This is a genomic window from Sorangium sp. So ce145 (genome assembly GCF_051525985.1).
Taxonomy (GTDB): Bacteria; Myxococcota_A; Polyangia; order Polyangiales; family Polyangiaceae; genus Sorangium; species Sorangium cellulosum_B.
Window position 1 is genome coordinate 4,800,492 of sequence record NZ_CP150315.1, and the last position, 25,786, is coordinate 4,826,277.

16 protein-coding genes are annotated in these 25,786 nt (G+C 73.8%); 10 read left to right on the plus strand and 6 right to left on the minus strand.

Features of this window, described 5'->3' with window-relative positions; all coding sequences use genetic code 11:
- The first annotated feature begins 1 nt into the window (after position 1).
- Together WMF34_RS17780 and WMF34_RS17785 are read left to right on the plus strand one after the other, a co-directional pair.
- Positions 2 to 1,033, plus strand: coding sequence for a hypothetical protein (locus tag WMF34_RS17780; protein WP_437993994.1), 1,032 nt, complete (start codon positions 2 to 4; stop codon positions 1,031 to 1,033).
- A gap of 96 nt (positions 1,034 to 1,129) precedes the next feature.
- Entirely contained in the window at positions 1,130 to 1,606 is a 477-nt protein-coding gene (locus WMF34_RS17785; protein WP_437993995.1) for an SRPBCC family protein, read from the plus strand.
- Between the two features lie 492 nt (positions 1,607 to 2,098).
- On the opposite strand, the gene WMF34_RS17790 is transcribed toward WMF34_RS17785, so the two are convergent.
- The 4 genes from WMF34_RS17790 to WMF34_RS17805 form a co-directional block, all read right to left on the minus strand.
- Positions 2,099 to 4,588, minus strand: coding sequence for an efflux RND transporter permease subunit (locus WMF34_RS17790; RefSeq protein WP_012236070.1), 2,490 nt, complete (start codon positions 4,586 to 4,588; stop codon positions 2,099 to 2,101).
- A gap of 877 nt (positions 4,589 to 5,465) precedes the next feature.
- On the minus strand, positions 5,466 to 6,149 hold the full coding sequence (locus tag WMF34_RS17795) for a hypothetical protein (protein WP_437993996.1): 684 nt from the start codon (positions 6,147 to 6,149) through the stop codon (positions 5,466 to 5,468).
- A gap of 32 nt (positions 6,150 to 6,181) precedes the next feature.
- On the minus strand, positions 6,182 to 6,586 hold the full coding sequence (locus WMF34_RS17800) for an EVE domain-containing protein (RefSeq protein WP_044965153.1): 405 nt from the start codon (positions 6,584 to 6,586) through the stop codon (positions 6,182 to 6,184).
- Between the two features lie 126 nt (positions 6,587 to 6,712).
- Complete coding sequence (locus WMF34_RS17805) at positions 6,713 to 7,249, minus strand: L,D-transpeptidase family protein (protein ID WP_012236072.1); 537 nt, start codon at positions 7,247 to 7,249, stop codon at positions 6,713 to 6,715.
- 117 nt (positions 7,250 to 7,366) lie between these two features.
- On the opposite strand from WMF34_RS17805, the gene WMF34_RS17810 reads away from it, so the two are divergent.
- Entirely contained in the window at positions 7,367 to 8,413 is a 1,047-nt protein-coding gene (locus WMF34_RS17810; RefSeq protein ID WP_437993997.1) for an RNA polymerase sigma factor, read from the plus strand.
- A gap of 228 nt (positions 8,414 to 8,641) precedes the next feature.
- Positions 8,642 to 9,691, plus strand: a complete 1,050-nt coding sequence (locus tag WMF34_RS17815; RefSeq protein WP_437993998.1) for an OmpA family protein — start codon at positions 8,642 to 8,644, stop codon at positions 9,689 to 9,691.
- 26 nt (positions 9,692 to 9,717) lie between these two features.
- Here WMF34_RS17815 and WMF34_RS17820 read toward each other — a convergent pair whose 3' ends face one another.
- Complete coding sequence (locus WMF34_RS17820) at positions 9,718 to 14,133, minus strand: hypothetical protein (protein ID WP_437993999.1); 4,416 nt, start codon at positions 14,131 to 14,133, stop codon at positions 9,718 to 9,720.
- Positions 14,134 to 14,204: 71 nt separating this feature from the next.
- Here WMF34_RS17820 and WMF34_RS17825 point away from each other — a divergent pair, with 71 nt between their 5' ends.
- The 4 genes from WMF34_RS17825 to WMF34_RS17840 all read left to right on the plus strand — a co-directional run bounded on the left by WMF34_RS17825 (position 14,205) and on the right by WMF34_RS17840 (position 22,527).
- Positions 14,205 to 16,664, plus strand: a complete 2,460-nt coding sequence (locus WMF34_RS17825) for an ABC transporter substrate-binding protein (protein WP_012236076.1) — start codon at positions 14,205 to 14,207, stop codon at positions 16,662 to 16,664.
- A 118-nt stretch (positions 16,665 to 16,782) separates the two neighbouring features.
- Complete coding sequence (galE, locus tag WMF34_RS17830) at positions 16,783 to 17,799, plus strand: UDP-glucose 4-epimerase GalE (protein ID WP_012236077.1); 1,017 nt, start codon at positions 16,783 to 16,785, stop codon at positions 17,797 to 17,799.
- A gap of 187 nt (positions 17,800 to 17,986) precedes the next feature.
- Positions 17,987 to 20,122, plus strand: a complete 2,136-nt coding sequence (locus WMF34_RS17835; protein ID WP_437994000.1) for a peptide ABC transporter substrate-binding protein — start codon at positions 17,987 to 17,989, stop codon at positions 20,120 to 20,122.
- Complete coding sequence (locus tag WMF34_RS17840) at positions 20,119 to 22,527, plus strand: glycoside hydrolase family 31 protein (protein ID WP_437994001.1); 2,409 nt, start codon at positions 20,119 to 20,121, stop codon at positions 22,525 to 22,527. The genes WMF34_RS17835 and WMF34_RS17840 overlap by 4 nt, the downstream gene beginning before the upstream one ends.
- Positions 22,528 to 22,554: 27 nt before the next feature.
- On the opposite strand, the gene WMF34_RS17845 is transcribed toward WMF34_RS17840, so the two are convergent.
- Positions 22,555 to 23,442 carry a LysR family transcriptional regulator gene (locus WMF34_RS17845; protein ID WP_173427419.1) on the minus strand — a complete coding sequence of 296 codons (888 nt, stop codon included), beginning with the start codon at positions 23,440 to 23,442 and terminating at the stop codon, positions 22,555 to 22,557.
- A gap of 61 nt (positions 23,443 to 23,503) precedes the next feature.
- On the opposite strand from WMF34_RS17845, the gene WMF34_RS17850 reads away from it, so the two are divergent.
- The gene (locus WMF34_RS17850) at positions 23,504 to 24,220 is read left to right on the plus strand and encodes an SDR family oxidoreductase (protein ID WP_012236081.1); all 717 of its coding nucleotides are present in this window, start codon (positions 23,504 to 23,506) and stop codon (positions 24,218 to 24,220) included.
- Positions 24,221 to 24,492: 272 nt separating this feature from the next.
- Positions 24,493 to 25,431, plus strand: a complete 939-nt coding sequence (locus WMF34_RS17855) for a fibro-slime domain-containing protein (RefSeq protein ID WP_437994002.1) — start codon at positions 24,493 to 24,495, stop codon at positions 25,429 to 25,431.
- The last annotated feature ends 355 nt before the right edge of the window (positions 25,432 to 25,786 follow it).

Below are 25,786 nucleotides of genomic sequence, written 5' to 3' on the forward strand. Positions count from 1 at the left end.
GATGCCGGCGCGCTCCGCGGAGGGCCTCACGCGGCCTCGCGCCGGCGGCCGCCTCGCGGCCGCGGCGCTCGCCTACGTCGGCGCCGCGGCGCTCGCGTGGACGGGGCTCGCGGGCTGCCGCTCGGAGCCGGAGCGCGGCGCGGCGGACGCGGGGCCGAGCGCGGCGGACGCGGGGCCGAGCGCCGCGGACGCCGGGGCCGGGACACCGGACGTGGCGCCGCCGCTCGTGGGGGCGCCTCCGGGGCCGAGGGCGCTCGCGCCGCCGGCGGAGCCGCGCTGTCCGCCGGAGATGGTGCGGGTCGCGCGCCGGTTCTGCGTCGATCGCTACGAGGCGGTGCTGCTCGACAAGGAGACGGGGCTCGAGATCTCGGCGTTCTATCCTCCGTCGCGCCAGGCGGCCGCGTCCGTCGAGCGCGTGTGGTCGAAGATGCGGCTACAGCTCGGGGACGACGAGGCGCGCCGCATGGAGCTGCCGCTCCTGCCCGGCTGGCAGAAGCAGCGCGAGTTCGAGCCGCGCGCGGTGTCGCGCAGGGGCGTGCTCCCGCAGGGCTACACGACCGGCGCGCAGGCGGAGCTCGCGTGCCGGAACGCGGGCAAGCGGCTCTGCTCGCTCGACGAGTGGCGGACGGCGTGCCGCGGCGAGCGGGACGAGCAGTTCCCGTACGGGCCGACTTACGCGGACGGGCGGTGCAACGTGTTCCGCGAGCACCACCCGGCCGGCGTGCTCCACCGCGACGTGTCGCTCGGGCACAGCGACCCTCGGCTCAACCTGGTGCGCGTCGCCGGGGCGCCGCTCTTGCGGCGGACGGGCGAGACCGCGACGTGCGCGAGCGCGTGGGAGGACGACGCGATCGCCGACATGGTCGGCAACCTGGACGAGTGGATCGACGATCCGGAGGGGACGTTCGTCGGCGGGTTCTACGCGCGCGCGACCCGGGAGGGGTGCATGGCGCGCGTCGCGTCGCACGACTTCACGTACTTCGACTACTCGACCGGCGTCCGCTGCTGCGCGGATCTGCGCGCGCCGTTGTGACGGGCGAGCGGTCGCGGCGGCGCGGGACGATCTGGTAGCATCGGCCGCTGCGCGGGAGGACGTCGCGCTCGTGCGACACCGCCGGGAGGACCATCGATGCTCGCAGCCCGATATCACGTCTACGATTCAGCGGTGCTCGACGCGCCCATCGAGGAGGCATGGAGAGAGCTCCGCGATATCGTCGCGCTCCTGCCGATCGTCTTCGGTGACGGCGTCAAGGAGTACCGTTACGTGGACGGCGGCTCGGCGGAGAAGATCCCGTCGCGCTTCGAGTTCACGCTCCACCCGTCGGGAGACAAGGCCGTGGAGGAGGTGGTCGCGCGATCCGAGACCGAGCACTCCGTCACGTACCGGCTGCTCGGGCAGGTTCTGGGCATCGAGGGGTACATCGCGACCTACCGGCTCCGCCGGATCACGACCGAGCCGGGCAAGACGTTCCTCGAGTGGCCCCGGGAGTTCGGCGTCGCGCCGGGCCATGAGCCTGAGAAGGTCGTCCCGTCGGTCGCGGCCCTCACCGCGAAGGAGATCGTCGCCATCAAGGAGCACTTCGCGAACCGCCGCCGCTCCGTGTGATGCACAGCGGCCTCGGCCGCGCGCGCGGGGCCGAGGTGGAGCCCCACGGCTCCGCGAGGGATGGCAGCAGCGGGCCGGCGCCCGATGGCAACCGCCGGAGGGGCGGCGCCGGGGGTCTTCAACGGATCGCAACCGTTGGGAGGGGCCTGCCGCCGGGGGTCTTCAACGGATCGCAACCGTTGGGAGGGGCCGTCGCCGGGGGCTTTCAAGGGATCGAGTGAGCGCGAGGGGCCTGCCGCCGGGGGTCTCCAACGGATCGAGTGAGCGCGAGGGGCCCGCCGCCGGGGGTCTCCAACGGATCGAGTGAGCGCGAGGGGCCCGCCGCCGGGGGTCTCCAACGGATCGAGTGAGCGCGAGGGGCCCGCCGCCGGGGGTCTCCAACGGATCGAGTGAGCGTGAGGGGCCTGCCGCCGGGGGTCTCCAACGGATCGAGTGAGCGCGAGGGGCCCGCCGCCGGGGGGTCCGTAACGGATCGAGCCCGTCGGGACGCCCTCAGGTCGTGGGGCGGCCGACCGCGACGAAGGCCTCCTCGCCCTTCGGGCGCCGCCGGTCGCGCCAGACGAGCGCCGCAGGCAAGACCAGCACGGCCGCGAAGAGGCACGCGAGCTCGCCGATGACCGCGGCGACGCCCAGGCTCCGCACCGCGTAGTTCTGCGAGCGGATCAGGGCCAGGTAGCCCAGCGCCGTCGTGAGGCTGCAGAGGATCACGGCGCCGCCCGTCTCGCGCACCGCGGTCAGCGCGCCGCCGGCGCCCTCCCGCGCGTACCGCTGCACGATGTTCACGGCGTAGTCGACGCCGATGCCGAACGTCAGCGGCAAGGCGATGAAGTTCAGGAAGTTGAGCTTCACGTTCATCAGCACGAGCAACCCCGCCATCCACGAGACGCCGACGAGCAGCGCGCCGAGCACCGCGAACGCCGGGCGGCCGCCGCGGAAGGCGACGAGCACGACGAGGACCGTCGCCGCCAGCGAGAACAGCACCGCCGGCGGCACGTCGTCGATGACCGCCGCCCACATGTCCGCGTAGATGACCGCGCGCCCCGAGCCGCGCACGACGCTGCCGTCGGGGAGCCGCGTCTCGCGGTACGCGTCCGCCCACCGGAAGAGGTAGTGCGCGTCGTGCACGCTCTCGGGCGTGATCGGGCTGATGTACACGATGCGCCCGCGCGTCCCGTCGGTCTCGGTGAAGGCGCGCGCCACGCCCGCCGGCAGATCGTCGATCCCGAACGGCGCGAGATCGTCCGGCGGGATGACCGCCTGGATGCGGCGCCAGTCCTCGTCCCCCACGAGGCCGCGCTTCCGGGCCCTGAGGACGCGATCCTTGATCTCCTGGAGCAGCGGGAGCTTCGCCTCCTGATCCCGCGGGACCAGATCCTGGAGGGCGTAGATCTCCTTGAACGGCTTCGCGCCCTCGGGCGCCGCGTCACGCCTCGCGTAGAGCGCTGCGCGGAGCGGCTCGACCTGCTCGGGCCGGTCCACGAGGATCGCCATGCCGTCGGTGCCGACGTAGCCGGTGATCTCCTCCGCGAGCGAGCTCAGGCGGATCTGCGCCGCGCGGGCCCCTTCGTCGTTGCGGAGGTTCTGGAGGTTGTACTCCATCGGATCGGCGCGCACGTAGCTCACCGTGGCGACGAGGCCGGCCGCGGCGAGGGCGAGGCCCGCGAGCGTGAGCGTGACCGGGCTGCGAGACGCTAGCCGCGCGAACGGCGCGCCGAACGCGACGCCGCCCTGGGCGCGCCGCCGCAGCCTGCCGAGCAGGCCCTGCGACTCCTGCTCGTGGGGGACGATCCGGTCCATCACCGCGAGGATGCTCGGCAGCGCGACGAACGTGGCGACCCAGCAGAGCACCATGCCGGCGCTGCCGATGAGGCCGAAGTCGTGGAAGCCGCGGAACTCGGTGACGAGCAGCGAGCCGTAGGCGGCCGCGGCCGCGCAGCCGGCCGTGAGCGTGGGCAGCCAGGTCTCGCGGTGGGCGACGCGCACGCCCTCGAGCAGGCTCGCGCCGCCGCGGCGCGCCTCGAGGTAGCGCGCCATGTAGATGATCCCGAAGTTGATCCCGTTGCCGGCGACGATCGAGAAGAGGAACCCGGTCGCCATGTTGAGGTGGCCGAGCGCGAGCTGCGTGGCGCCGAACGTCCAGGCGACGCCGATGCCGATCGTGATCAGCATGGCGACGAGCGTGCGCAGGCGCAGGTAGTAGAGGAACACGACAGCGGCGATGAGCACCGCGCCCGAGACGCCGACGTCGGTCAGGTCCTCGTTGATCGCCGCGTACTCGGCGATGCCGGTCTGAAGATCGCCGGCGAGGCCGTAGGTGATCCCCGGGTCGAACGAGGCGGGGCGCACGCGCTCGACGATCTCGCTCACGCGCCGGATCGCCTCGGAGCCGGCGGCGAAATCGCTGGCCATCACCTTCGAGCGGATGGCGACGACGACGGTCTTGCCGTCCTTCGACTGGTAGTAGCCGTCGGGGTAGCGCCCCGTGTCGACCCCCTGGAGGCCGAGGCTCTGCTCGATCGAGCTGGCGCTCACCTCGGGGGGCGGCTCGTCGTCGTCGAGCAGCGCGCCCGTCGCCTTGTTGACCTCGTAGGCGTAACGCGCCTCGATGTCGTCCCTGAGCTTCGTGAGCCTGTCGCGGTCGACGTAGAGCCCGGCGCGCGGCGCGAGGAAGCGGTAGGCCTCGTGCACCCCGTCCTCGACGCTGCCGACCCACGGGGGGCCGATCTTCTCGATCTCCGGGACGAGCGCGTCCGCGGCCCGCTGGAGCGCGGCCGTGGGCGTGCCCTCGCCGCCCTGGAGCACGACGAAGAGCGTGGAGACGCCGGCCGTCTTCGCGGCGACCCGGTCGAGCTCCTGCACGCTGGGCCGCGACGCCGGCAGCAGCGACTCGAACCCGGTCAGCACATGGAGCCGCGTCGCCAGGAAGAGGGCGATGACGGTGAGGATCCCGGTCGCGAGCAGCGGCAGCGCCGGCCGCTTCACCTGGAGCTCGGCGAGGCGCGATGCGAGCCCGCCGCCGCGCGACGAGGGCGGCGCGAGGCGGGGAGAGGGCTCGCGGGGAGCTTCACCGGAGCTTTGGTGTGAATCAGGGGAATCAGGGGAAGGAAACGGGCGGGGCGCCTGAGGCGGCGGCATGGGCGGAGCGGACATGAGACGGTGTGTGGATCCGGGGCGGAGAGGGACGTTGGAAGGACGGTGGAAGCGCCGGGGTGAAAGCGCCGGTGGACCACGTTCTAGGGAACGGGATCCCCGGAGAACAGCGGTCGTGTGCGGCGCGGCGATGGCGCGCCGCCGAGGTCCAGGCGACCGCGGAGGCGCGCCGGGCCGGCGAGCGCTCCCACGGCCCCGCTGACCATGATGCGGTGTTCGGGATGCGCAACGACGATCTCGTGCGCCGCCTGATCGGTCACGAGATCGCCCGCATCGCGGGGCGAAAAAGCAGCACTACAGGGAGCTCGTGGCCGGCTCTCGACGTCATTGCCTCCAGGGATGGGCGCCCGGCGTGCCTCCCGTGTCGAGCCCGCTCCCTTACGACGCCTCTCCCGGGGGCCTCGCGCGATCGGAGGGGGGCTGTGAGGCCTTGCTCGCGTCGCGCACGGGCCAAGGCAGCTAGGGTGTCGCCGGCGGCCAAGCCCGCGGACCGATCGCCTCATGAGGTATACGAACAGGCTCTGGCGCCGCGTGCCACAGATCCCGCCAGGGATCTGCCCCGCAAACGAAGCTAGATTCGACGCAAAGATGCCAAGAGCGCAAAGACGCGAAATATAAAAATCTGTTCTTTTTTTTGCGGCTTTGCGGCTTTGCGGCTTTGCGTCGAAATCTCTCTCCGGATCCCGGGCCGGACCTCCGGCGGGCGGAACTAGGGGCTCGGCGGGGTCGTGCCGGCGTCCGCGGCCCCCGTGCGGCGAGGCTTCGCAGCGCCGCCTGAGCCCCCGTCGCGGGGCGCGCCCGCGTCCACCGGCGCGGCGCCCGCGTCGGCCTCGGCACCCGCGTCCGGCGGCGGCTGGTCGGGGGGCGCGGGGGGCGCGGGCGGCGGGGGCGCCGGGGGGACCTCGCTCTCCCAGCACTCCGACTTCGGGGGCGCCGCGAAGTGGACCGTGCGCGACGCGGCGTCGCCCTTCCGGGTGACGAGCTTGTCGGTCTTGTACACGGTCGCGTTGCCGCACGCGTACTCCGCGGCGTCCTTCGACTCGCGCACCACCACGCGCGTCCGGGGCGCGCGCTGGTTCTCGCACTGGGCCCACTCGATCTCGTACTCGGCGTCCTCGTCGGAGAGCAGGATCCGGCTCGGCGGATCGTCCTTGGACCGGCGCCCGGTGAGCGTCGTCCGGGTGATCGGCTCCTTGCCCTCGCGCACCGTCAGCGTGACCGGGAAGCGAAGGCTCCCGCGCATCTGCGCGCGCGTCGCGCCGATCTCGAAATCGGGGCAGATCGGCTCCCCCTCGATCGGGGACGGGGTGGGCGGGCCGCCGCACGCGGCGCTGGCGAGGAAGCTGCCGAGGAAAAAGACGGCGAGGGGTCGGGCTCCAGGGCGGAGGTTCACGACGGGATTAGTCGTTTCCCCGGGCCCGCGCGTCAAGCGATCTTGGTCTTGCCCAGCTTCAGCACCCGATCGAAGTGCTCCTTCGAGACGGGCACCACGCTGAGCCGCGACCGCTTCAAGAGCGAGATCTCGGCCAGCGACTCGTCGCCGCGGATCGTGTCGAGGCTCACCTGCGCCTTGAGCGGCGCGACCGGCTCGATGTCCACCACGCTCCAGTCCTCGTCGGCGTCGGCCGTCGGATCCGGGTACGCTTCGCGCTTGACGCGCGCCACGCCCGCGACGGCCTTGCCCTCGCTCGAGTGATAGAAGAGCACGAGATCCCCCTGCTTCATGGCCCGCATGTTGTTGCGGGCCTCGAAGTTCCGGACGCCGTCCCACATCGTCTGGCCGTCGCGCACGAGCTGCGCGAACGAATATTTCTGAGGTTCGCTCTTCATCAGCCAGTAACGGCGAGACATGCACGATCTCCAGGGCAGGCGCGAGGGCGGCGCCGGCCTCGCCGTCGCGCTCTCATCCTCGACGGACAGCCCGTCGATTTGACCGGCTACCCTAGCACCGCCCGTTCAGTCGGTGATCACGATCTTGGCGCCGTCCGGCGTTCGCCGCGCGATCTCGTCAATCTCGTCGTCGTCGAGGGCGATGCAGCCGAGCGTCCAGTCGCTCTCCTTGTGCACGCCGGCGAGCTGCGCGCTGCCGACGCCGTGGATGCCGATGCTGTGCCCGACGCCGCGGCCCGGCGGGACCTCGCCGCGCCGCTTGAGCTCGGCGAAGCGCGCGCGATCTTCCTCGTTCGGGTAGCTGACGATCAGGAACCGATGGAACAGGCCGTTGATGCGGCCCGCGACGCGGTACGTGCCGACGGGGGTGCGCCTGTCGCCCTCGTAGCGCTTCGGCCCCGGCCCGCCCGGCCCGAGCGCGACCCGGTAGGACCGGACGATCTTGCCCCCCGCGACGAGATCGAGCGTGTGCTCGCTCTTGTCGATCCGGATCTCGGTGACCGGCGGGCCGCCGCCCTGGGCGGCGGTCAGGGAGGGGACCGTGTGGGTGAGGGAAGCGGCGAGCAACGCCGCGGCGACGACGAGAGGGGGCCTGAGGAGCATGCCCGACCGTCGGCGCCGGGCTGGAGAGTGTGACGCCCGGCCGGGGCCTGCAGTATTCTCGATCGGGCGCGTCACACTCCGCGGCCGCGGCGCGATGCACGGTCGATGAGCACGCCGATGACCACCGAGGACCGCACCCCCGCGACGAACCCCCTGGCAGAGCCGGGGCTCCGCCGAGCCCTCGAGGATTTCGTGCGGCGGCGCGTCCCGAGCGGCGAGGTCGACGACGTGGTGCAGACGGTCCTCTGCGACGCGCTCGCGTCGCAGGGGCGCCCGGCCGACCCGACGGAGCTCCGGCGCTGGCTCCTCGGGATCGCGCGCCACAAGGTGGCCGACCACCACCGGCGCTCGGCGCGGGAGGCCGCGACGGAGCTGCCCGATCTGCCGGTCGGACCGCCGCCCGTCGAGGCGCGCGAGCTGGCGCGCTGGGCGGAAGAGCAGGCCTCCGCGAGCCGCGACGCCCGGCAGACGCTGTCGTGGATGGCCCGCGAAGGGGAAGGCGAGAAGCTCGAGAGCATCGCTGCCGACGAGCAAGTGCCCGCCGCCCGCGTGCGGCAGCGCGTGTCGCGGATGCGGCGATGGATGAAGGAGCGCTGGATGGCCGAGCTCGCCGCGGTCGCGGCGCTGGCCATCCTCGCGTTCGTCGTCGCCAGGCTCCTGCGGTCGACGAGCGAGGCGCCGGTGATCGCGCCCTTGCCCGAGCCGCAACCGAGCGCGCCGCCCGACGGGCCCTCGCCGCCCATCGCGCCGCCCTCGCCGCTCGACGCGCTGGAGCGCGCGCGGTCGCTGCGGGCCGAGGCGCTGCGCGCCTGCGACGAGGCGGCCTTCCGCCGGTGCCTGGACCAGCTCGACGAGGCGGATCGGCTCGACCCGGCGGGCCGCGACGCGCCGGAGATCGCCGCGGCGCGCGAGCGCGCGCTCGAGGCGCTCCGCGCGCCGACGGAGAAGGCCCCGGCGCCCGTCAACGACAAGCTCGACAGGAAGGACGAGAGCAACTCTCGCCCCGCGCCGAAGCCTCGCCCGAAGGTGGCGCCGCCGCCCGCACAGAAGCCCACCTCGTCGGTGCCCGCGGAGCAGATGCTCAAGGAACAGATGCTCAAGTCGAGGAAAGCAGCGCCGAAATCGAAGATCGACGAGGTGGATTTCCCGTCGGGGAAACTCTAGCTGCTCGCGCCGAGGGGCGAACGACGCGCCGAGATCGAGCCGAACTCGACGGCTCGCCGTCGCCTCCGGAGCGGGGGGCCGGCGCGCTGTCGAGGGGGAGCGGCGCGCGCCGCCGTACGAATCCATCTCGCAGTTTCGGGCGTAGTCGTCTAAACACGCTGGCGCTCGGCGCCATCAACGACGCCAAGGAGAGGAGCCCAGGAGATGCGAACGACGAGATGGCTTGGAATGGCATTCGCAGTGTCGCTGCTCGCGGCGAGCGCCGGCTGCGCGGTTGAGCCCCAGCAGCAGACCGCGAAGGCGCCGGCACCGCCGCCCGCGCCGCCGCCGCCTGCGCCGCCTGCGCCGCCCCCTGACGCGGACGCGGACGGGGTGCTCGACGATGGCACCGACAAGTGCGTGGCCGAGAAAGAGGACGGCCTGCCGCCCGACGCCAAGGACGGCTGCAAGTCGACCGACCCGGACGGAGACGGCCTCGTGGCCGATGCCGACAAGTGCCCGACCGAGGCCGAGGTCAAGAACGGCTACAAGGACGACGACGGATGTCCCGACGTCCCGCCGGTCGTGCTGGACGGCAACGAGGTGAAGCTCAACGAGAAGATCGCCTTTGTCGCCGGCAAGCCCGAGTTCGAGCCCGCCTCGCAGGGGCTCCTCGCGAACGTCGCGCAGATCCTCAAGGATCATCCGCAGATCCAGTTCGTCGAGGTCGCGGCCTACTCCGAGAAGGTCGGCAACGATGCCGCCACCGTGACGCTCACGAAGAAGCGCGCCGAGGCGGTGGTGAAGGCGCTCACCGCGCTCGGGGTCGAGAAGAACCGCGTGCGCGCCGCCGGCTACGGGGCGCACTGCGCGACCGATCCGGGCGAGACCGAGGAGGCGAAGGAGAAGAACCGCCGCGTCGAGATCAAGATCATGCGGCTCGACGGCAAGGACACCGGCGTCGAGCTCGCCTGCGCCGCGGTCGCCACCAAGGGCCTCAAGCCGGCCGGCGTGCCCGCGACAGCGCCGAAGGGCGCCGTGAAGGCCTCCGACGCGAAGCCGGTGGACCCGAAGGCCGCCGCCGCGCCGCCGGCCGCAGCCAAGCCGGCGGATGCGAAGCCCGCCGCCGCGCCTGCCGCACCGGCGCCCGCGGCCGCGCCGCCGGCTGCAGCGCAGCCCGCCGCCGCCGCGCCTGCCCCCGCCGCGCCCGCCGCGGCGAAGCCCGCCGACACGAAGCCGGCCGCGGCGAAGCCCGCCGACACGAAGCCGGCCGACACGAAGCCCGCCAGCGTGAAGTAGGCGCTCGGCGCCGAGCAGCGGGCAGGCTAGCGCGCCTGTCCGCGCGCGGCGGCGAGCAGGTTCGTGAGCGCCTCGCGCGCGGCCTGCCGGCGCTGCGGCTCGGGCAGCGCGCCCGGGCGCAGGCGCTGGATCTCGGCGCACAGCGCGGCGCGATCGCCGGCGAGAGGCGCGCCGCACGGCGCGTCGCGCGCGCCGTCTCCGGGGGCGTCGCGCGGCGCAGGCTCGCCGGCGAGCACGGCCGCCGCGGCCTCGATGAGGCGCGCGGTCGCCGCCGCGCCTTCGTCCTCGCCCCGGAAGCGACCCACGAAGTCGGGCTGCTTCGAGAGCCGTGAGAGGACGTCCCAGCGCTGCTCGCGCACGGCGAGCTCCGTCGTGAAGAGCACGACCTTCAGGTTGCGGCCGAGGTCGGGGAGCGCGCGCGTCTCGCCGTCGAGCGCCATCAGGTCGTCGACGACGCTCGCGTCGAGCGCCGCGGCCGCGCAGCGCACCGCGACGCTGAGCAGATCCGCGCGCAGCGCTGGGCCGAGCGAGGGAGCGCGGCCGAGCGCGCGCGCGGCGGCGAGCACGACCGGGCCGCAGTGCCCCTCGCGGCGCTGCCGCGCCAGCATCACGCCGGCGTCGTAGAGCCGGCCGCTCTGCCGCAGCGCCTCCACGGCGGCCGTGAACGCGTCGGGGTCGTACGTCCCCCGCTCCGCCGCCGTGAGGAAGCCGTCGAGGCTGCGCAGGGCAGGGCACGCGGCCGCGCTGCCCGCGCGCGCCCGTCGCTGGAGGTGTGGCAGCTTGCCGAGGACGTCGGCGATGCGCAGCGAGAGCGCGAGCGGGTAGGCGTCGCAGGCGGGCTCCTCGTAGCCGCCGAGCTCGACCCTGGCCTCGGTGCACGCGAGCGGCCTGGCGACCGCGGCGAGCGAGCGCGCGGTCCGCGCGACGAGCGGGTCGAGCCCGTGGACCGCGGCGAGGCCGGCCGGGAGCGGATCGAGGAGCGCCGCGATCGCGGCGTCGCCCGCGTCCGGCGGCAGGAGGCCGCGGACGAGCGTCCAGAGGTCGCCGGCGAGGAAGGGGTGACCGGCCTCGGCCGCGAGCTGGGCGTCGATCGCGAGCAGCGCGCGGGCGTCACGGCCCCAGGCGAGCGGCTGGTCCGGGCGCAGCGCCCGCCGCCCGAGCCGGAGGCCGAACGAGAGCGCGGCGATCGCGCGGCGCGCCGCGGCGGTGCCGCGCTCGGCGTCGCCGTCGAGGAAGTGGTAGGCGGCCGCGAGCGCCGCGGCGCTGACGTAGGCGCGCGCCGCGTCCTCGTCGCTCCGGGGCGATCCCTCGGGCGCGAGCGCCGCGGCGAGGGAGCCCTCGGGCTCGCCGCGGGTGCGGAGGCCGAGGCCGAGCTGGAAGCCGTTCGCCCCTTCGAGGAGCCCGGCGCCGTACGAGACGTCGAAGCTGAGCGAGAAGACGCGGGTCGCCGTCTTCTCCTCGTAGCGGTAGGTCATGCGCGGCACGCGCAGGCCGCGGGCGTCGGCGGCGGCGAGGACGCGGTCGAGGGCGTCGCGCGCCTCGGCGCGCCGGCCGCCGGCGAAGTCGCGCACGGCGCCGACGACGGCGAGCACGTCGCCGGTGTCGGCCGCCTGGCAGGCGTCGTCCGACGCCTTGCTCATGGCGGCAGCATAGGCCGACGGATCCGGGGCAATGCCGGCCCGGGCCTTCGCGATCTCGCCGAGGTACGAGAGCGCCCAGGCGACCCGGCTGCCGCTGTCGTTCGCGAGCGCGATGGCGTCCGGCGACGGCGGCCCGCCCAGCACGGCGGCGCCGAGGAGCGAGGCGAGCAGCGCGAGGTCGGCCTGGTCGCGCAGCCCGAGGGCGGAGAACGCGCGGGCGTAGCCGACGAACAGGCCCCGCAGATCGCCGCCGCCGTCGCGCGCGGCGGGGAGCGACGCGAGCGCGTCGAGCAGCGCGCCGCCGGCGGGGCCTCGTCCGGCGCCGCCGCGCCGCGCCGGATCGTCGCGGAACGCCGCGGAGAGCCCGCGGAGCACCCGGCCGAGCGGGGCGCCGCTCCGCTCGGCGAAGCGCTCCGCGGTGGACGACTCGAGGAGCGCGCGGGCGAGCGCGTAGCCGCCGGTGAGCGCGTCGGCGAGGTCATGGTCGACCCAGCCGGAGAGGCCCGCGGCGACGGCTGCCTCGGCGTCCGCGGCCGGGAGGGTGAAGCGCGGCGGAGCGACGCGCGCCGGCGCGCCGGCGGCGCGCGGCGGCGCCGAGAGGAGATCGATGGCGTCGGAGAGGAGCGTCACGAGGAGCCGCGCCCGGCGCGCCCACGGGTCGTCGCCCTGCCTGTACCGCGGCGCGAGCAGGATCCGCCGGCGGACGTCGCCGAGCCGCGCGAGGGCGCGGCGGGCCTCGGGGCTCGGCCCGCGCCCGGCGGCGCAGGCGACCCCGGCCGGCGGCGGCTTGCGCGAGCGCTCGGTGAGGAGCACGGCGAGGACGCCGTCGGCCAGCGCGGCGACGTCCTCGACGAGCTCGGGCGGGGGCGCCTCCGCGGCGTCGGCCGCGCCGGCGGCGCCCTCGGGCACCGCGAGCCCCGCGACGGCGCGCCGGAGCGCGTCGCGCGCCTGCCGGCGCTCCGGGGGGAGGCTGGCTGCGCCGGTCGCCTGCGGATCCAGCGCGCCGGCGGCGCCGAGCGCGGCGTAGCGGGAGAGGCTCGCGGCGAGCGCCGCGAGGCCGGGGTAGGGCAGCGCCGGGGCGGGCGCGAGCGCGCGCTCGATCTGCGCGGACGAGAACGCGAGATCCGGCGCCTGGCCGGAGGCGAGCCGGTACAGCGCGTCGGCGGCGTAGAGGCCGGCGACGCCCCAGCCGGCCTGCTCGGTGAGCTCGCCGCGGAGCTTGGCGGTGAGCGCGCCCTGCAGGGCGAGGAAGTGCGGGGGCTGCACCTCGGGCGGGTACGCCATGCCCGCGAAGACGCCGGCGAGCGCCGCGCCGAGGACGGCCTCCGGGTCGTGCGCCTCGGCCATGCGGCGCTGCACGGCGATCTGCGTGAGGTCGACGATGGCATCGCGGAGGAGCTCGTCGGCGAGCACCCCGGGGCTGTAGGCGAGGGGGATCAGCGCGAGCGCGCGGTAGCGGCGCGGCTCGGCCTCCGCGAGGGCGCGCAGCGCGGCGAGGTGCGCGAGGCCGAGCTCGGTGGCGCGGCGGTGGACGGCGCTGCCCGCGCTGCCTGCCTGGCTCGCGGCGGGCGTGGGGCTGCGCTCGTGGAGCAGGGCGGGCGCGTGGGCCCACGCGGTGCTCGTTTGCTCGACGGCGCGGACGAGCGCCTCGTAGCGCGGCAGCCACGCGTCGAGCGGGAGGCGCCGTCCCGGCGCCGCCGCGGCGCTCGCGGGCGCGGCGGAAGGGTCGCCCGGGGCGAGGGCGCCGGCGAGCGCCGCGGCGAACACGAGGTCGCGCGGGCCTTCCATGGGGGGCGCGACGTCCCGGCCGCAGCCGGGGGCCTTGCCGAGCAGGTCGTCGAGCGCGGCGCGCCGGTCCGCGGGGGCGGCCCGCAGCACGGCCGCGCCGCGGGCGCGCCACGCGGCGCGGCCGTCCCGGGCCGTGCGCACGCGGAGGAGGTCGCCGTAAGGTGTGTCGCCCGGCGCGGGCGGCGGGCCTGGGCGGGCGGCCGAGGGCGCGAAGGGAGCGTCGTCCTCGGCCTCCTCCAGCGCGACCCCGGCGGTCGCGAGCAGCTGCAGCGCGTAGCGGCCGCGCAGGACCGGCTCGTCGTCCGGGTCGCGCCCCTTCACCGCGGCCGCGAGGGCGTCGGCCGCGGCCGCGGCCTCGACGTAGCGGAAGCGGCCGGCGGCGCCGAAGGCGCGGCGGACGAGCGCGGCGAGCGCGATGTCGTCCGCGACCCGCGAGAGCGACGCGTCGCCGCGCGCGATCGGCGCGAGGCCGGCCATGAACGGCGCGAGCGGATCGGCCGGAAAGAGCTGGACGGCGCCGTGGCGGGCGCGCGCGTGGACGAGGTGCTCGTACCCGAGGGCCTCGCCGATCGCGAGGAGCAGCGCGTCGGCGGCGAGGGCCCCGGGGGCCGGCAGCGGCGCGGCGCGGATCCATTTCGCCTCCGCCGGGCCCGCAGGCGCTCGCGCCGCGGCCGCGGCCTCCGCGCCCGCCTCGACGATGACCGCGGCCCGCGGCCCGGTCCCGCCGCGCCGGCCGAGGTCGCGGAGCACGAGCGCCCAGGGGTCGTCGGCGTCCCGGGCGGCGCGGGCCGCGACGTAGCCGAGGGCGAGCTCGCGCGGGGGCCGGCCCTCGGCGAGCGCCGCGGCGACGGCGCGCTCGCACGCGTCGAGGTGCGCGGGATCGCACTGGGCGGCCTGCGGCGGGGTGGCGCCCGGGGAGGCCGCGCCGCCGCAGCCGGCGGCGAGCAGCGCGAGGAGCAGCGCGGAGCAGAGCGGGAGAGCGCGCGGCGAGGAGGACACGCGATCGTGCAGCATGACGCGCGCGCGACCTTACACGAAACCACCCCTGTCTTCCTGCCTCCGGAGCGCCGTGCTACGCGCGCGCTATGCGACGGGCTTCGGAGCGACGAGGTGCCGGCGGCGCGGGGGGCGGCGGGAGCGCCGGTTGCGGGGCGCGCGTCGCCTCCGCGGCGCTCGGGCTCGCGATCCTCGCGCTCTCGGCGTGCAGCGAGGGCGAAGGCGGGTATGCCGGGACGACCGCGCGCGTCGGCAAGGACACGGAGACGATCTACATCAACAACGGCAGCGAGCCCGAGTACCTGGATCCAGGAAAATCCAACGACTCGGCGAGCTCCACGCTCGTGCAGCAGATGTTCGAGGGGCTGACGACCTACGGCGCCGGCGACCTCCGCCCGGTGCAGGGGGTCGCGACCCACTGGGAGCAGAGCGACGACAACCGGCTCTTCCGGTTCCACCTGCGGCCGGAGGCGCGCTGGTCGGACGGCAAGCCGGTCACGGCGCACGACTTCGAGTACGCGTGGAAGCGGGTGCTGCGCCCCTCCACGGCGTCGCTCGCCGCGACGAACCTCTACGTCCTCAAGAACGGCGAGCTGTTCAGCCTCGGCAAGCTCAAGGCGCTGCGCGAGGCCGCGCCGCTCCGCGCGGCCCCGCGGCCCGACGCGCCATCCGCGCTCGATCTGCCGAAGGGGGCGTTCGTCGTGGTGCTGGCGCGCTCGCCGATCCAGGTGGACACCGCGATCGCGCCCCTCGCGGCGCTGCCGGAGGGCTCCGCCGCCGTGACGTTCGCGAAGGGCGACGGGAAGGGCGGCGCGAGCGATCGGCTCTCGTTCGGCGCGGCAGGGGGCGGCGCAGCAGGGGGCGGCGCAGCAGGGGGCGACGCGGCCGCTGGCGGCGCGGCGCCGCTCGGCTCGGCGCCCGGCGGCGGCTGGCAGGGCGCCGTCGTCGAGATCGTCCGCGTGGGCCCGCCGTGCAAGTGCAACGGCGCCGCCGACCGGTGGTTCGAGATCGAGCGGGGCGGCGCGCGTGGCTTCCTCCCGGGCTGCGCGCTCGTCCCCCCCGCGGGCAACGCCGGCAACCCGGGCAAGGAGAGCGCGGGCGCCGCGCCCCGGTCGGAGGCGTACGCCGTCGTCACGCCGCACACGAGCCTCCCCACGTACGACGCCGCGGCGCCGCCCTCCGGCAGCGCCGCGCAGGGCGAGCCCCCCGTGGGCTTCGTGCCCGACGCGCTCCTCGTGGAGGACGACGGCGCCGTCGGCGTCCGGGCAAGCGACGACCACACGCTCGACGTGCAGCTGGAACAGCCCACGCCCTACTTCACCGATCTCACGAGCTACGTGACGCTCTTCCCCGTGCGCAAGGACGTGATCGAGGCGTTCGAGAAGCGCGGCGAGCCCGAGCTCTGGTTCCGCCCCGAGAACATCGTGGTCAACGGCCCTTACACGCTCGATGAGTGGAAGTTCCGTTACGAGATCACGATGAAGCGGAATCCGATGTACTGGAACCGCGACAAGCTGAAGATCCACCGCGTCGTGTGGCTGGAGGTCGAGCTCTACAATGCCACGATGAACATCTACAAGGCGGGGGATCTCGACTACCTGGGCGACAACACCTCGCTCCCCGCCGAGCACATGGACTGGCTGTCGACCAAGCGGGATTTCCAGCGGTACCCGTACCTCTCCATCTACTGGTTCGAGTTCAACACGAAGAAACCGCCGGTCGACGACGCCCGCGTCCGCTGGGCGCTCAACCTCGCGGTCGACAAGCGGCAGATCGTCGAGAAGGTCACGCGGGCGGGGCAGACGCCGGCCACGCACTACGTCCCGGACTACACCGGATCGGGCTACGACGAGGCGGTCGCCGAGGACAGGAAACTCGGGGTCGATCCGTTCTCGTCGCCGGAGGTCGCGTTCAACCCGGAGCGCGCCCGCGCGATGCTCGCCGAGGCAGGGTACGAGGTCGTCCAGGAGGGCGACGGGTACCGGGCGAAGAACTTCCCGGCGCTCGAGCTCCTCTACAACACGAGCGAGGGCCACAAGCAGATCGCGGTCGCGGTCCAGGACATGTGGAAGCGCCACCTCGGCGTCTCGGTCACGCTGCGGAACGAGGAGTGGAAGGTGATGCTCAAGAACGTGCGCGACGGTCACTACCAGGTCGTGCGGTTCGGCTGGATCGGCGAGTACAACCACCCGGCGACGTGGCTCGGCACGCTGCTCTCGTACAGCCCGCAGAACCGGACGGGATGGGCCGACCAGGAGTTCGACGATCTGATGCGCGCCGCCGCGGCGACGGCCGATCCGAAGGAGAGCATCCGGGCGTTCCGCAAGGCGGAGAAGCGGGCCCTCGACCGCATGCCCAAGCTGCCGCTCTACTTCTACACGAAGTCGACGCTTGTGAAGCCGTGGGTCAAGGGGTTCAAGGGCAACTCGCGCGGCGTGCAGCTCGTCAAGTGGCTGTGGAACGACCCGAGCTGGCGCGACAACCCGTCGAACGAGACCGCGTTTCCGGAGCTCGAGTTCCCGGCGCCGGGGCGGCTCGGCGCGCCCTGACGCGGCCTGACGGCACCGCTGGGCCGTCCGGCCGCGCCGCGAGGTCCCCGTTGACGCGCCGGCCCGTGGCGTGGCCTCATCGACGAGAGCGCGGCATAGACCCTCTCGGGAGAACGACATGAGCAAGACGATCCTGGTCACCGGAGGCGCGGGCTACATCGGCTCGCACACCTGCGTGGAGCTCCTCCACGCGGGCTACCGGGTGGTGATCCTCGACAACCTCTGCAACAGCCGCAAGGCGGCGGTGGAGCGGGTGGAGCGGATCGCCGGGAAGCAGGTGACGTTCATCCAGGGCGACATCCGCGACGCGGCGCTCCTGGATCGGCTGCTCGCCGAGCACCCGATCGACGCGACCATCCACTTCGCGGGGCTGAAGGCCGTCGGCGAGTCGGTCGAGAAGCCGCTCTCGTACTACGAGAACAACGTCGCGGGGACCGTGTGCCTGCTCAAGGCGCTCGACGCGCGGGGCGCGCGGAAGCTGGTGTTCAGCTCGTCCGCCACCGTGTACGGCGATCCCGAGCGCGTGCCGCTCGACGAGGGGAGCCGGCTCGGGCCGACCAACCCTTACGGGCAGTCCAAGTTCATGGTGGAGCAGATCCTGCGCGACGTGGCGGCCACCGGGGGCTGGTCGCTCGGATCGCTGCGCTACTTCAACCCCGTGGGCGCCCACGAGAGCGGGCTCATCGGGGAGGATCCGAACGGGATCCCGAACAACCTGACGCCGTTCATCACGCAGGTCCTCGTGGGGCGGCGCGACAAGCTCCGGGTGTTCGGGGGCGACTGGCCGACGCCGGACGGCACGGGCGTGCGCGACTACATCCACGTGGTCGACCTCGCGCTCGGGCACCTCGCCGCGCTGAACCGCATCTTCACCGTCGGCGACAGCTTCACCGTCAACCTCGGCACCGGGCGAGGACACTCGGTGCTGGAGATGGTGGCCGCGTTCGAGAAGGTCAGCGGGAGGCGCGTCGCCCACGAGATCGTGCCGCGCCGCCCCGGGGACGTCGCCTCGGTGTACGCGGATCCCGCGCGCGCGATCGAGCTGCTCGGCTGGCGCGCGGAGCGCGATCTCGAGACCATGTGCCGCGACAGCTGGCGCTGGCAAGAGCAGAACCCGAAGGGGTTCGCCGATTAGGGCCGCGGATCTGAGGCGCGATGGCGCGCTCCTGCTCGCGGCCCTCTCGTGCCCGCTCGCGGCCTGCGCGGGCGAGACCGAGGGCTACGTCGGGACGACGGCGCGCGTCGGCAAGGACGTCACGACGTTCTACGTCAACAACGGTGACGAGCCGGAGTACCTCGATCCAGGCAAGGCCGTGGACTCCGTGAGCATCACGCTGCTCCACCAGCTGTTCGAGGGGCTGACCAGCTACGCGCCCGGCGATCTCCACGCGGCGCAGGGGGTCGCGGCGCGCTGGGAGCGGAGCGACGACAACCGGTTCTTCCGGTTCCACCTGCGGCGGGAGGCGCGCTGGTCGGACGGCAAGCCGGTCACGGCGCACGACTTCGAGTACGCGTGGAAGCGCGTGCTGCGCCCGTCGACGGCCTCGCTCGCCGCGACGAACCTGCACGTCCTCAAGAACGGCGAGCTCTTCAACCTGGGCAAGCTCAAGGCGCTGCGCGAGGGCGCGACGCTGCGCCGCGCGCCTCGTCCCGACGCGCCGCCCGCGCTCGATCTGCCCAAGGGGGCGTTCGTCGTCGTGCTCGGCCAGTCGCCCGCCCGGGTGACGTCGGCCGTGGCGCCCCTGCCGGAACCGCCCGCCGGGGTGACCTCGGTGACGTACACCGAGCCCGACGAGGCGACCGGCGCCGGCGAGCGGCTCTCGTTCGACGCGGCCGGCGCGACCCCGCCGCCCGCGCCGCGCGACGCCACCCCTGGCGGCGGGTGGCGGGGCGCCGAGGTCGCGCTCCTCGCGGCCGGGCCGCCGGTCGCTTGCAACGGCGCGGCCGATCGCTGGTTCGAGATCGAGGGGCCAGCCGGCCGCGGCTTCCTCCCGGGCTGCCTGCTCGCGCCCGTGGAGGCCGCCGCGTACGCACTGGTCGCGCCTCACGCGAGCCTCCCGACGTACGACCCCGCCGCGGCCCCAGGCGCTCGCGCCGCGCCGCCTTCCGGCTCCGGAGGGGTGGCCGGGTTCGTCGCCACGTCGTCGCTCGCGGAGGACGACGCCGCCGTGGGCGTGCGGGCCCGCGACGACCTGACCCTCGACGTCGAGCTCGAGCAGCCGACGCCGTACTTCACCGATCTCACGAGCTTCGTCACCCTGTTCCCGGTGCGCCGCGACGTCGTCGAGCCGTTCGAGGCGCGCGGCCAGCCGGAGCTCTGGTTTCGCCCCGAGCACATGGTGGTCAACGGGCCGTATCGGCTCGACGAGTGGAAGTTCCGGTACGAGATCACGATGAACCGGAACCCGGCGTACTGGGGCCACGACGCGCTCAGGATCCACCGGATCGTCTGGATGGAGATCGCCCAGTACAACGCCACCCTGCAGCTCTACAAGGCGGGGGACATCGACTACCTGGGAGACAACTGCGAGCTCCCGTACGACCACCGCGGCTGGCTGTCCGGGAAGAAGGATCTCCGGCGCAGCGAGTTCCTCTCCACGGTGTATTACGAGCTCAACACGAGGAAGCCGCCGGTCGACGATCCGCGCGTTCGGTGGGCGCTGAACCTCGCGATCGACAAGCGGGAGCTCGTCGAGAAGATCACGCGGGTCGGGAAGCCGGCGACCCACTACGTGCCCGACATCACCGGATCGGGCTATGCCGAGCAGGCGGCGGAGGACAGGACGCGCGGCGTGGATCCGTTCTCGAGCCCCGAGGTCGGCCACGACCCTGCGCGCGCCCGCGCGCTGCTCGTCGAGGCCGGGTACGAGGTCGCCCGCGAGGGAGACGGGCTGCGGGCGAAGGGGTTTCCGCCGCTCGAGATCCTCTACAACACGGGGGAGGGGCACGCGCAGGTCGCCGTGGCCATCCAGGACATGTGGAAGCGCCACCTCGGGGTCTCCGCGGCGCTGCGGAGCGAGGAGTGGCGGGTGATGCTCAAGGACCTCCGCGACGGCAATTTCCAGGTGATCCGGCTGGGCTGGCTGGCCGACTACAACCATCCGCAGACGTGGCTCGGGACGTTCCTGTCGCAGAGCCCTCAGAACCGGACCGGCTGGGCAGACGCGGAGTTCGACAAGGCGGTCGGCGAGGCGGCCGCGACGGCCGATCCCGGGGACAGCATCCGGCGCTTCCGAGCGGCCGAGCGGCGGGCGCTCGACGGGATGAGCAGGATACCGCTCTACTTCGAGGAGAAGCCGACCCTGGTGAAGCCGTGGGTGAGGGGGTTCATCCCCAACGCGCGGAACACGCAGCTCATCAAATGGCTCTGGATCGACCCGGACTGGCAGAAGGGGCCGGCCGGAGAGCCGCCGCCCGTGCTGGAGTTGCCGCCGCCGGGGCGGCTGGGGGGGCCATGACGGGCGCGCACAGCCTCCTCACCGACGCCTCGATCGGCGCGACGCACGTGCTCCTCTGGGGCGCCCGCGCCGCGGTCGAGATCCGATGTCCAGGCCCCGGCGTGCTGCGCGTGCGCCACGCCCCCTCGTCCGCGGTGACCAGCTTCACGCACCCCGAGCAGCCGCCCAAACACTCCTTCGCCGTGGTGGCAGACGGCGCGCTGCCGCTCTCCGCGCGCCGCGAGGGGGACACGCTCCACGTGAGCGCCGAGGGCGCCTCTCTCGAGGTCTCGCTCGCCGCGGGCACATGGATCTTCAGCGACGCAGAGGGCCGCGCCCTCGCGCGCAGCGAGGCCGTCTCGGGGCAGGTCCGGCCGGCGTTCCCCGTGGACGAGCTCCGCTCCAGGCTCTCGCTCGCGGCGCCGCCGGGCGAGGCCTACCTCGGGTTCGGCGAGAAGGTCGGCCCGCTCGACAAGCGCGGCCTGCGATTCACCTTCTGGAACACCGACGCTTTCCCGCCGCACGTGGAGTCCGACCCGCTCTACGCCTCGATTCCCTTCTTCATCGCCCTCCGCGGCGGGGTGGCCTGGGGCCTCTTCCTCGACGAGCCGTGGCGCTCGGAGGTCGATATCGCCCTCAACGACCCGACCCGGATCGAATGGGAGTCGCGGGGCCCCGAGCTCGACGTCTACCTCCTGGCCGGCCCGCACCCGGCCGACGTCCTCCGGCGCTACGCCGCGCTCACCGGGCGCCCGGCCATGCCGCCCCTCTGGAGCCTCGGGGCGCACCAGTCGCGCTGGGGCTACGAGACCGAGGACGACGTGCGCGGCGTCGTCCGCGGCTACCGATCGCGCGGCCTCCCCCTCGACGTGGTTCACCTCGATATCGATTACATGGATGCTTATCGGGTCTGGACCTGGGACCGCTCGCGCTTCCCCGACCCGGCGCGGCTCGCGCGCGAGCTCGCGGCCGAGGGCGTCAAGCTGGTGACGATCGTCGACCCGGGGATCAAGGCCGACGAGGGATATGCGGTCTACGAGGAGGCGAGAGCGCGAGACTACCTCGTCCGGCTGCCTCGCGGCGGCCCCCTCGTGGGAGAGGTATGGCCCGACCCGGCGGTCTTTCCCGATCTCACGCGCGAGGAGGTGCAGCGCTGGTGGGGTGATCTGCAAAAGCCGTTCGTCGACGCGGGCATCGCCGGCATCTGGAACGACATGAACGAGCCGGCGTGCTTCTCCGTCCGCCCCGACAGGGGCCTGCCGGCGCCGAGCGGCGGGCGCACCGCGGGCCTCGGCGCCATCGAGGGCAGCACGCTCCCCGACGACGCGCGCCACGGCGCCCGGCGCCACCTCGAGGTCCACAACGTCTATGGACTCGGCATGTCGCGGGCCACCCACGAGGGCCTCGCGCGCCACGCGCCGGAGCGGCGCCCCTTCGTGCTGACGCGCGCCGCCTTCGCCGGCATCCAGCGCTACGCCGCGGTGTGGACGGGCGACTTCGCCAGCAATTTCACGCACCTGGAGGCGTCCATCCCGATGCTGATCGGGCTCGGCCTCTCGGGCGTGCCGTTCGTGGGCGCGGACATCCCGGGCTTCACGGGGCGCGCGAACGGCGAGCTGCTCGTGCGCTGGATGCAGGCGGGGCTGTTCTATCCGCTGATGCGCAACCACGCGGCGAGGGGCAGGCCGGCGCAGGAGCCCTGGCGCTTCGGCGAGCCGTACCTCGGCCTCGCGCGCGCGGCGCTCGAGCGGCGCTACCGGCTCCTGCCGGCCCTGTACACGCTCATGCACGAGGCGGCGGAGACGGGGATACCCGTCCTGCGGCCGCTGTCCTTCGCGGCGCCGGGCGACCCCGAGGCGCTCCACGCGTTCGATCAGCTCCTGTTCGGCGGCGATCTGCTCGTGGCGCCGGTGGTGCGGCCAGGGCAGTCGAAGCGGCTGGTGTACCTGCCCGCCGGCGCATGGATGGACTTCGCGAACCTGGAGCGCGCGGGGAGCGTGGAGCAGGGCGGGCGCCACGTGATCGCCGATGCGCCGCTCGGGGTGGTCCCCGTGTGGCTGCGCGCCGGAGGCGCGGTGGCGCTCACCGCGCCTCGGATGCACACGACGAGCGCGAGCTGGGAGGAGATCACGTGGCACGTCCACGCGGCGGAGCGCGTGAGCGGCCGCCTCTACGAGGACGAGGGCGACGGCCACGGCGCGTCGCGCGTCACCCGCGTCGAGGGCGGCCTCGACGGCGCCACGTTCGCGCTCGAGCGCAGCGCGACGGGCGATCTGCCGCTCGCGCGCGAGGTGGAGACGATCCGCGTCCACGGCGTGCCGGCGCCGCGCTCCGTGGTCGGAGCCAGGTCGCGCCGCGCGATCGACGGGGGCGTCGAGGTCGAGGTCGCGGCCGACTGGCAGCGGATCGAGCTCCAGCTGTCCTGAATACGGCGGCGCCGCGCGCCGGGGCGGTCAGCGGTGCTTCATCACCCAGTCGATCGCCAGGCGCACCCGCGTGGAGAGCAGCCGCCGCGACGGGTACACCGCGAAGAGCTCGCGGGGCTCGACCGTGCGCCCCGTGATCGTGAGCTCGACGAGCGCCTTGCCCTGCTGCTCGATCACCTCGCGGGGCGCGCAGACCACGCCGAGCCCCTGCGCCGCGGCGGCGATCGCCACCCGCGGATCGTTCACGCAGAGCTGCGCGCGCGGCCGGACCTCCTCGATGGATCCGTCCCGCCGGCGAAGGCGCCATGCGGCGCCCGGGTGGCTGAGGACCGCGGGCACGGACCCGAGCGACGCGCGCGCGAGCCGCGAGCGGCCCCTGAGCGCGTCCTTCACGAGGCGCGGCGACGCGGCCAGCGCGTACGGGAGCGACCACAGGCGCCGCGCCACGAGGTCGGCGTCCTGAACGGGCCCGGCGCGGAAGGCGAGGTCGATGCCCTCCTCGACCAGGGGGACGACCGCGTTCGTGAGCGTGAGCTCCAGCGACAGGCGCGGGTGCTGGGCGGCGAAGGAGAACAGCGCCGGCGCGATCCGCTGCGCGCCCGTCATCACGGGCGCCGTCACCCGGAGCCTGCCCGCGGGCTCGTCCTCCCGATCCGCGGCCCGGTCGAGGACCGAGCCGAGCTCGTCGAGCAGCGGCCCGGCGCGCTCGATCAGCCGCGCGCCCTCGCCGGTGAGGCCGACGCGGCGTGAGGTGCGCTGGAGCAGCCGCACCCCCAGCGCCTCCTCCAGCTGCGCCACCCGGCGGCTCACGGTGCTCGTGGGCACCCCCGTGCGCCGCGCCGCCTCCACGAAGCTCAGGTGGTGAGCGACGGCCGCGAAGAGCCGCACGTCCTCGAGGGAGATCATCCCGCTCATGGGACGGAGCATGCCACAGCGTCCCATGGTTCGCCCGAGACGCGCGCGCTACGCCTCGCTCATGGACCTTGAAGATCAGCATGTCGTCGTCATCGGTGGCTCGTCGGGCATCGGCCTCGGCGTGGCCAGGGCCTGCCTCGAGCGCGGCGCGTCTCTGACCCTCGTGAGCCGCTCGCGCGATCGCCTCGCGCGCGCCGCGGCCGAGCTCGGGGAGCCGCGCCGGGTGCGCACGTTCGCGGCCGACGCGACGCAGGAGGCCGAGGTGCGGAGTCTGTTCAACGAACATCCGCCGGCGCGCCATGTGGTGGTGACGGCCGTCGAGGGCCACTATCAGCCGATTCGCGCGCTGGACATCGCCGCGGCGCGCCGCGTGATCGACTCGAAGCTCGTGGCGGCCCTCCACGTCGCCAAGCACGCGCGGATCGAGCCGGGCGGCTCGCTCACGTTCACGGCCGGGATCGCGGCGGAGCGGCCGGGGCCCAGCGGGGCGGTCGTGGCCGCGGTGAACGGCGCGCTCATGGCGCTCGTGCGCGCCCTGGCGGTGGAGCTCGCGCCGGTGCGCGTGAACGCGCTGTCGCCGGGCTGGGTCGACACGCCGGTCTGGGACTCCCTCGCGGGCGGCGCCAAGCAGGAGCGCTTCGCGCAGCACGCGCGCCGCCTCCCGGTCGGGCGCGTCGGCGCGCCCGCGGACATCGCCCACGCCGCGCTCTTCCTCATGGGAAACGGGTTCACCACCGGCGAGGTGCTGCGCGTCGACGGGGGACACCGCCTCGTCTGAGCCTGAGCCCGCCCAGGGAGGTGGCCGGATTCGACAGGTACGCAACGCGAGACCAGGGACGGCAAGCGAGGGAACGACGAGGGAACGACGAGGGAACGACGAGGGAACGAGGGAAGCAGGAAAAGCGCGGGGAGCGAGGGAGGCGCCTCCTGGTTCATCGAACAAGGCATGTTCCCCGAGCTTGCCGCATCGCTTCACCGCGCGATCGCCATGAGACGTGGTTGACAAAAGCCGCGAAATATGGTTGTTCTGCTGCTCCCTAGGAGTGCACCATGTACCCTCGCTCTTTCTTTCTTCTGACCTTCGCAGCGGTAGCCCTGGCGTGCTCTTCGACGCCCGACGAGAGCAGCGGCCCGACCTCCGGGTCCGGCGGCAGCAGCGGGACGCCCGCGAGCAGCAGCGGGACGCCGACGAGCGGCGTTAGCAGCTCGACCGGCGACGACTTCGGGACCATCACGGGGGGCAACGCGAGCTCCGGCGCCGGCGGCGCAGGCGGCAGCGAGTGCAAGAGCGTCCTCGATGTCACGTATCGCGACTTCAAGGAGACGCACCCCGACTTCGAGATGGCGAACTTCAGGGGCGACGTCGTGCGCCGCCAGCTCCTCAAGCCGACGCTCGACGGCGACCTGAAGCCGCAGTTCCTCGACTCCGTGGGCTGCTTCGCGGACATGGAGACCCCGCTCGGCTGCAGGGACGGGGTCGGCAACCAGAAGACCATCACGAGCGCGGACAGCTTCAACCAGTGGTACCGGGACGTGGCGGGCGTGAACATGACGTTCACCAAGGAGCTCGCGCTCCAGGAGTCGCCGCCCGGATCGGGGCAGTACGTGTTCGAAAGCTCGGAGTTCTTCCCGCTGGCGCCGGAGGAGGGGTTCGGGATCACCCCGCCCAACAACGGCAAGAGGCAGAACTTCCTCTTCACCACCGAGATCCACCTGATGTTCGGCTACGTGGCCGGTCAAAAGTTCACTTTCATCGGCGACGACGACATCTGGATCTTCATCAACGGCAAGCTCGCGCTCGATCTCGGCAGCATGCACGGGCCGGAGACGGGGGTCATCGACTTCGACGCCCAGGCCCAGGATCTCGGCATCTTCCCGGGCAACAGCTACGCGATGGACATCTTCCACGCGGAGCGCCACACCGACGGGTCGAACTTCCGCATCGAGACCAACATCTCCTGCTTCGTGCCCGTCGACGTCCCGCTGTGAGGCATCCGGGCTCGCCCCGCGCCCTCTCGCAGGCCTGACCCCGGCTCCAGAGCCGTTCCACCCGCCCCAGGTACAAGCGCCGCAGAGCGGCGATCGACATGGGAGCCTCCACACGACTCGTTGACGGGCCGGAGGTCGGCGGAGCGTAGGAGAGGACCCCGAGCTGCGCGTCGCACCGGCGAGGGAGCGACCCATGTCACGGGGCTCCTCCGCGATCACCAGGGGAGCACGAAAGGGAGCCAGCGACAATCCTGCGGAGCGCGCCGCCCTCGGATGGCCTGGCCGTGGGAGAGGCGCGGCGATCGAAAAGGAGGCCAGATCCACCGAAAGCGCCGCCAGTGACGCGCTCCTCGGG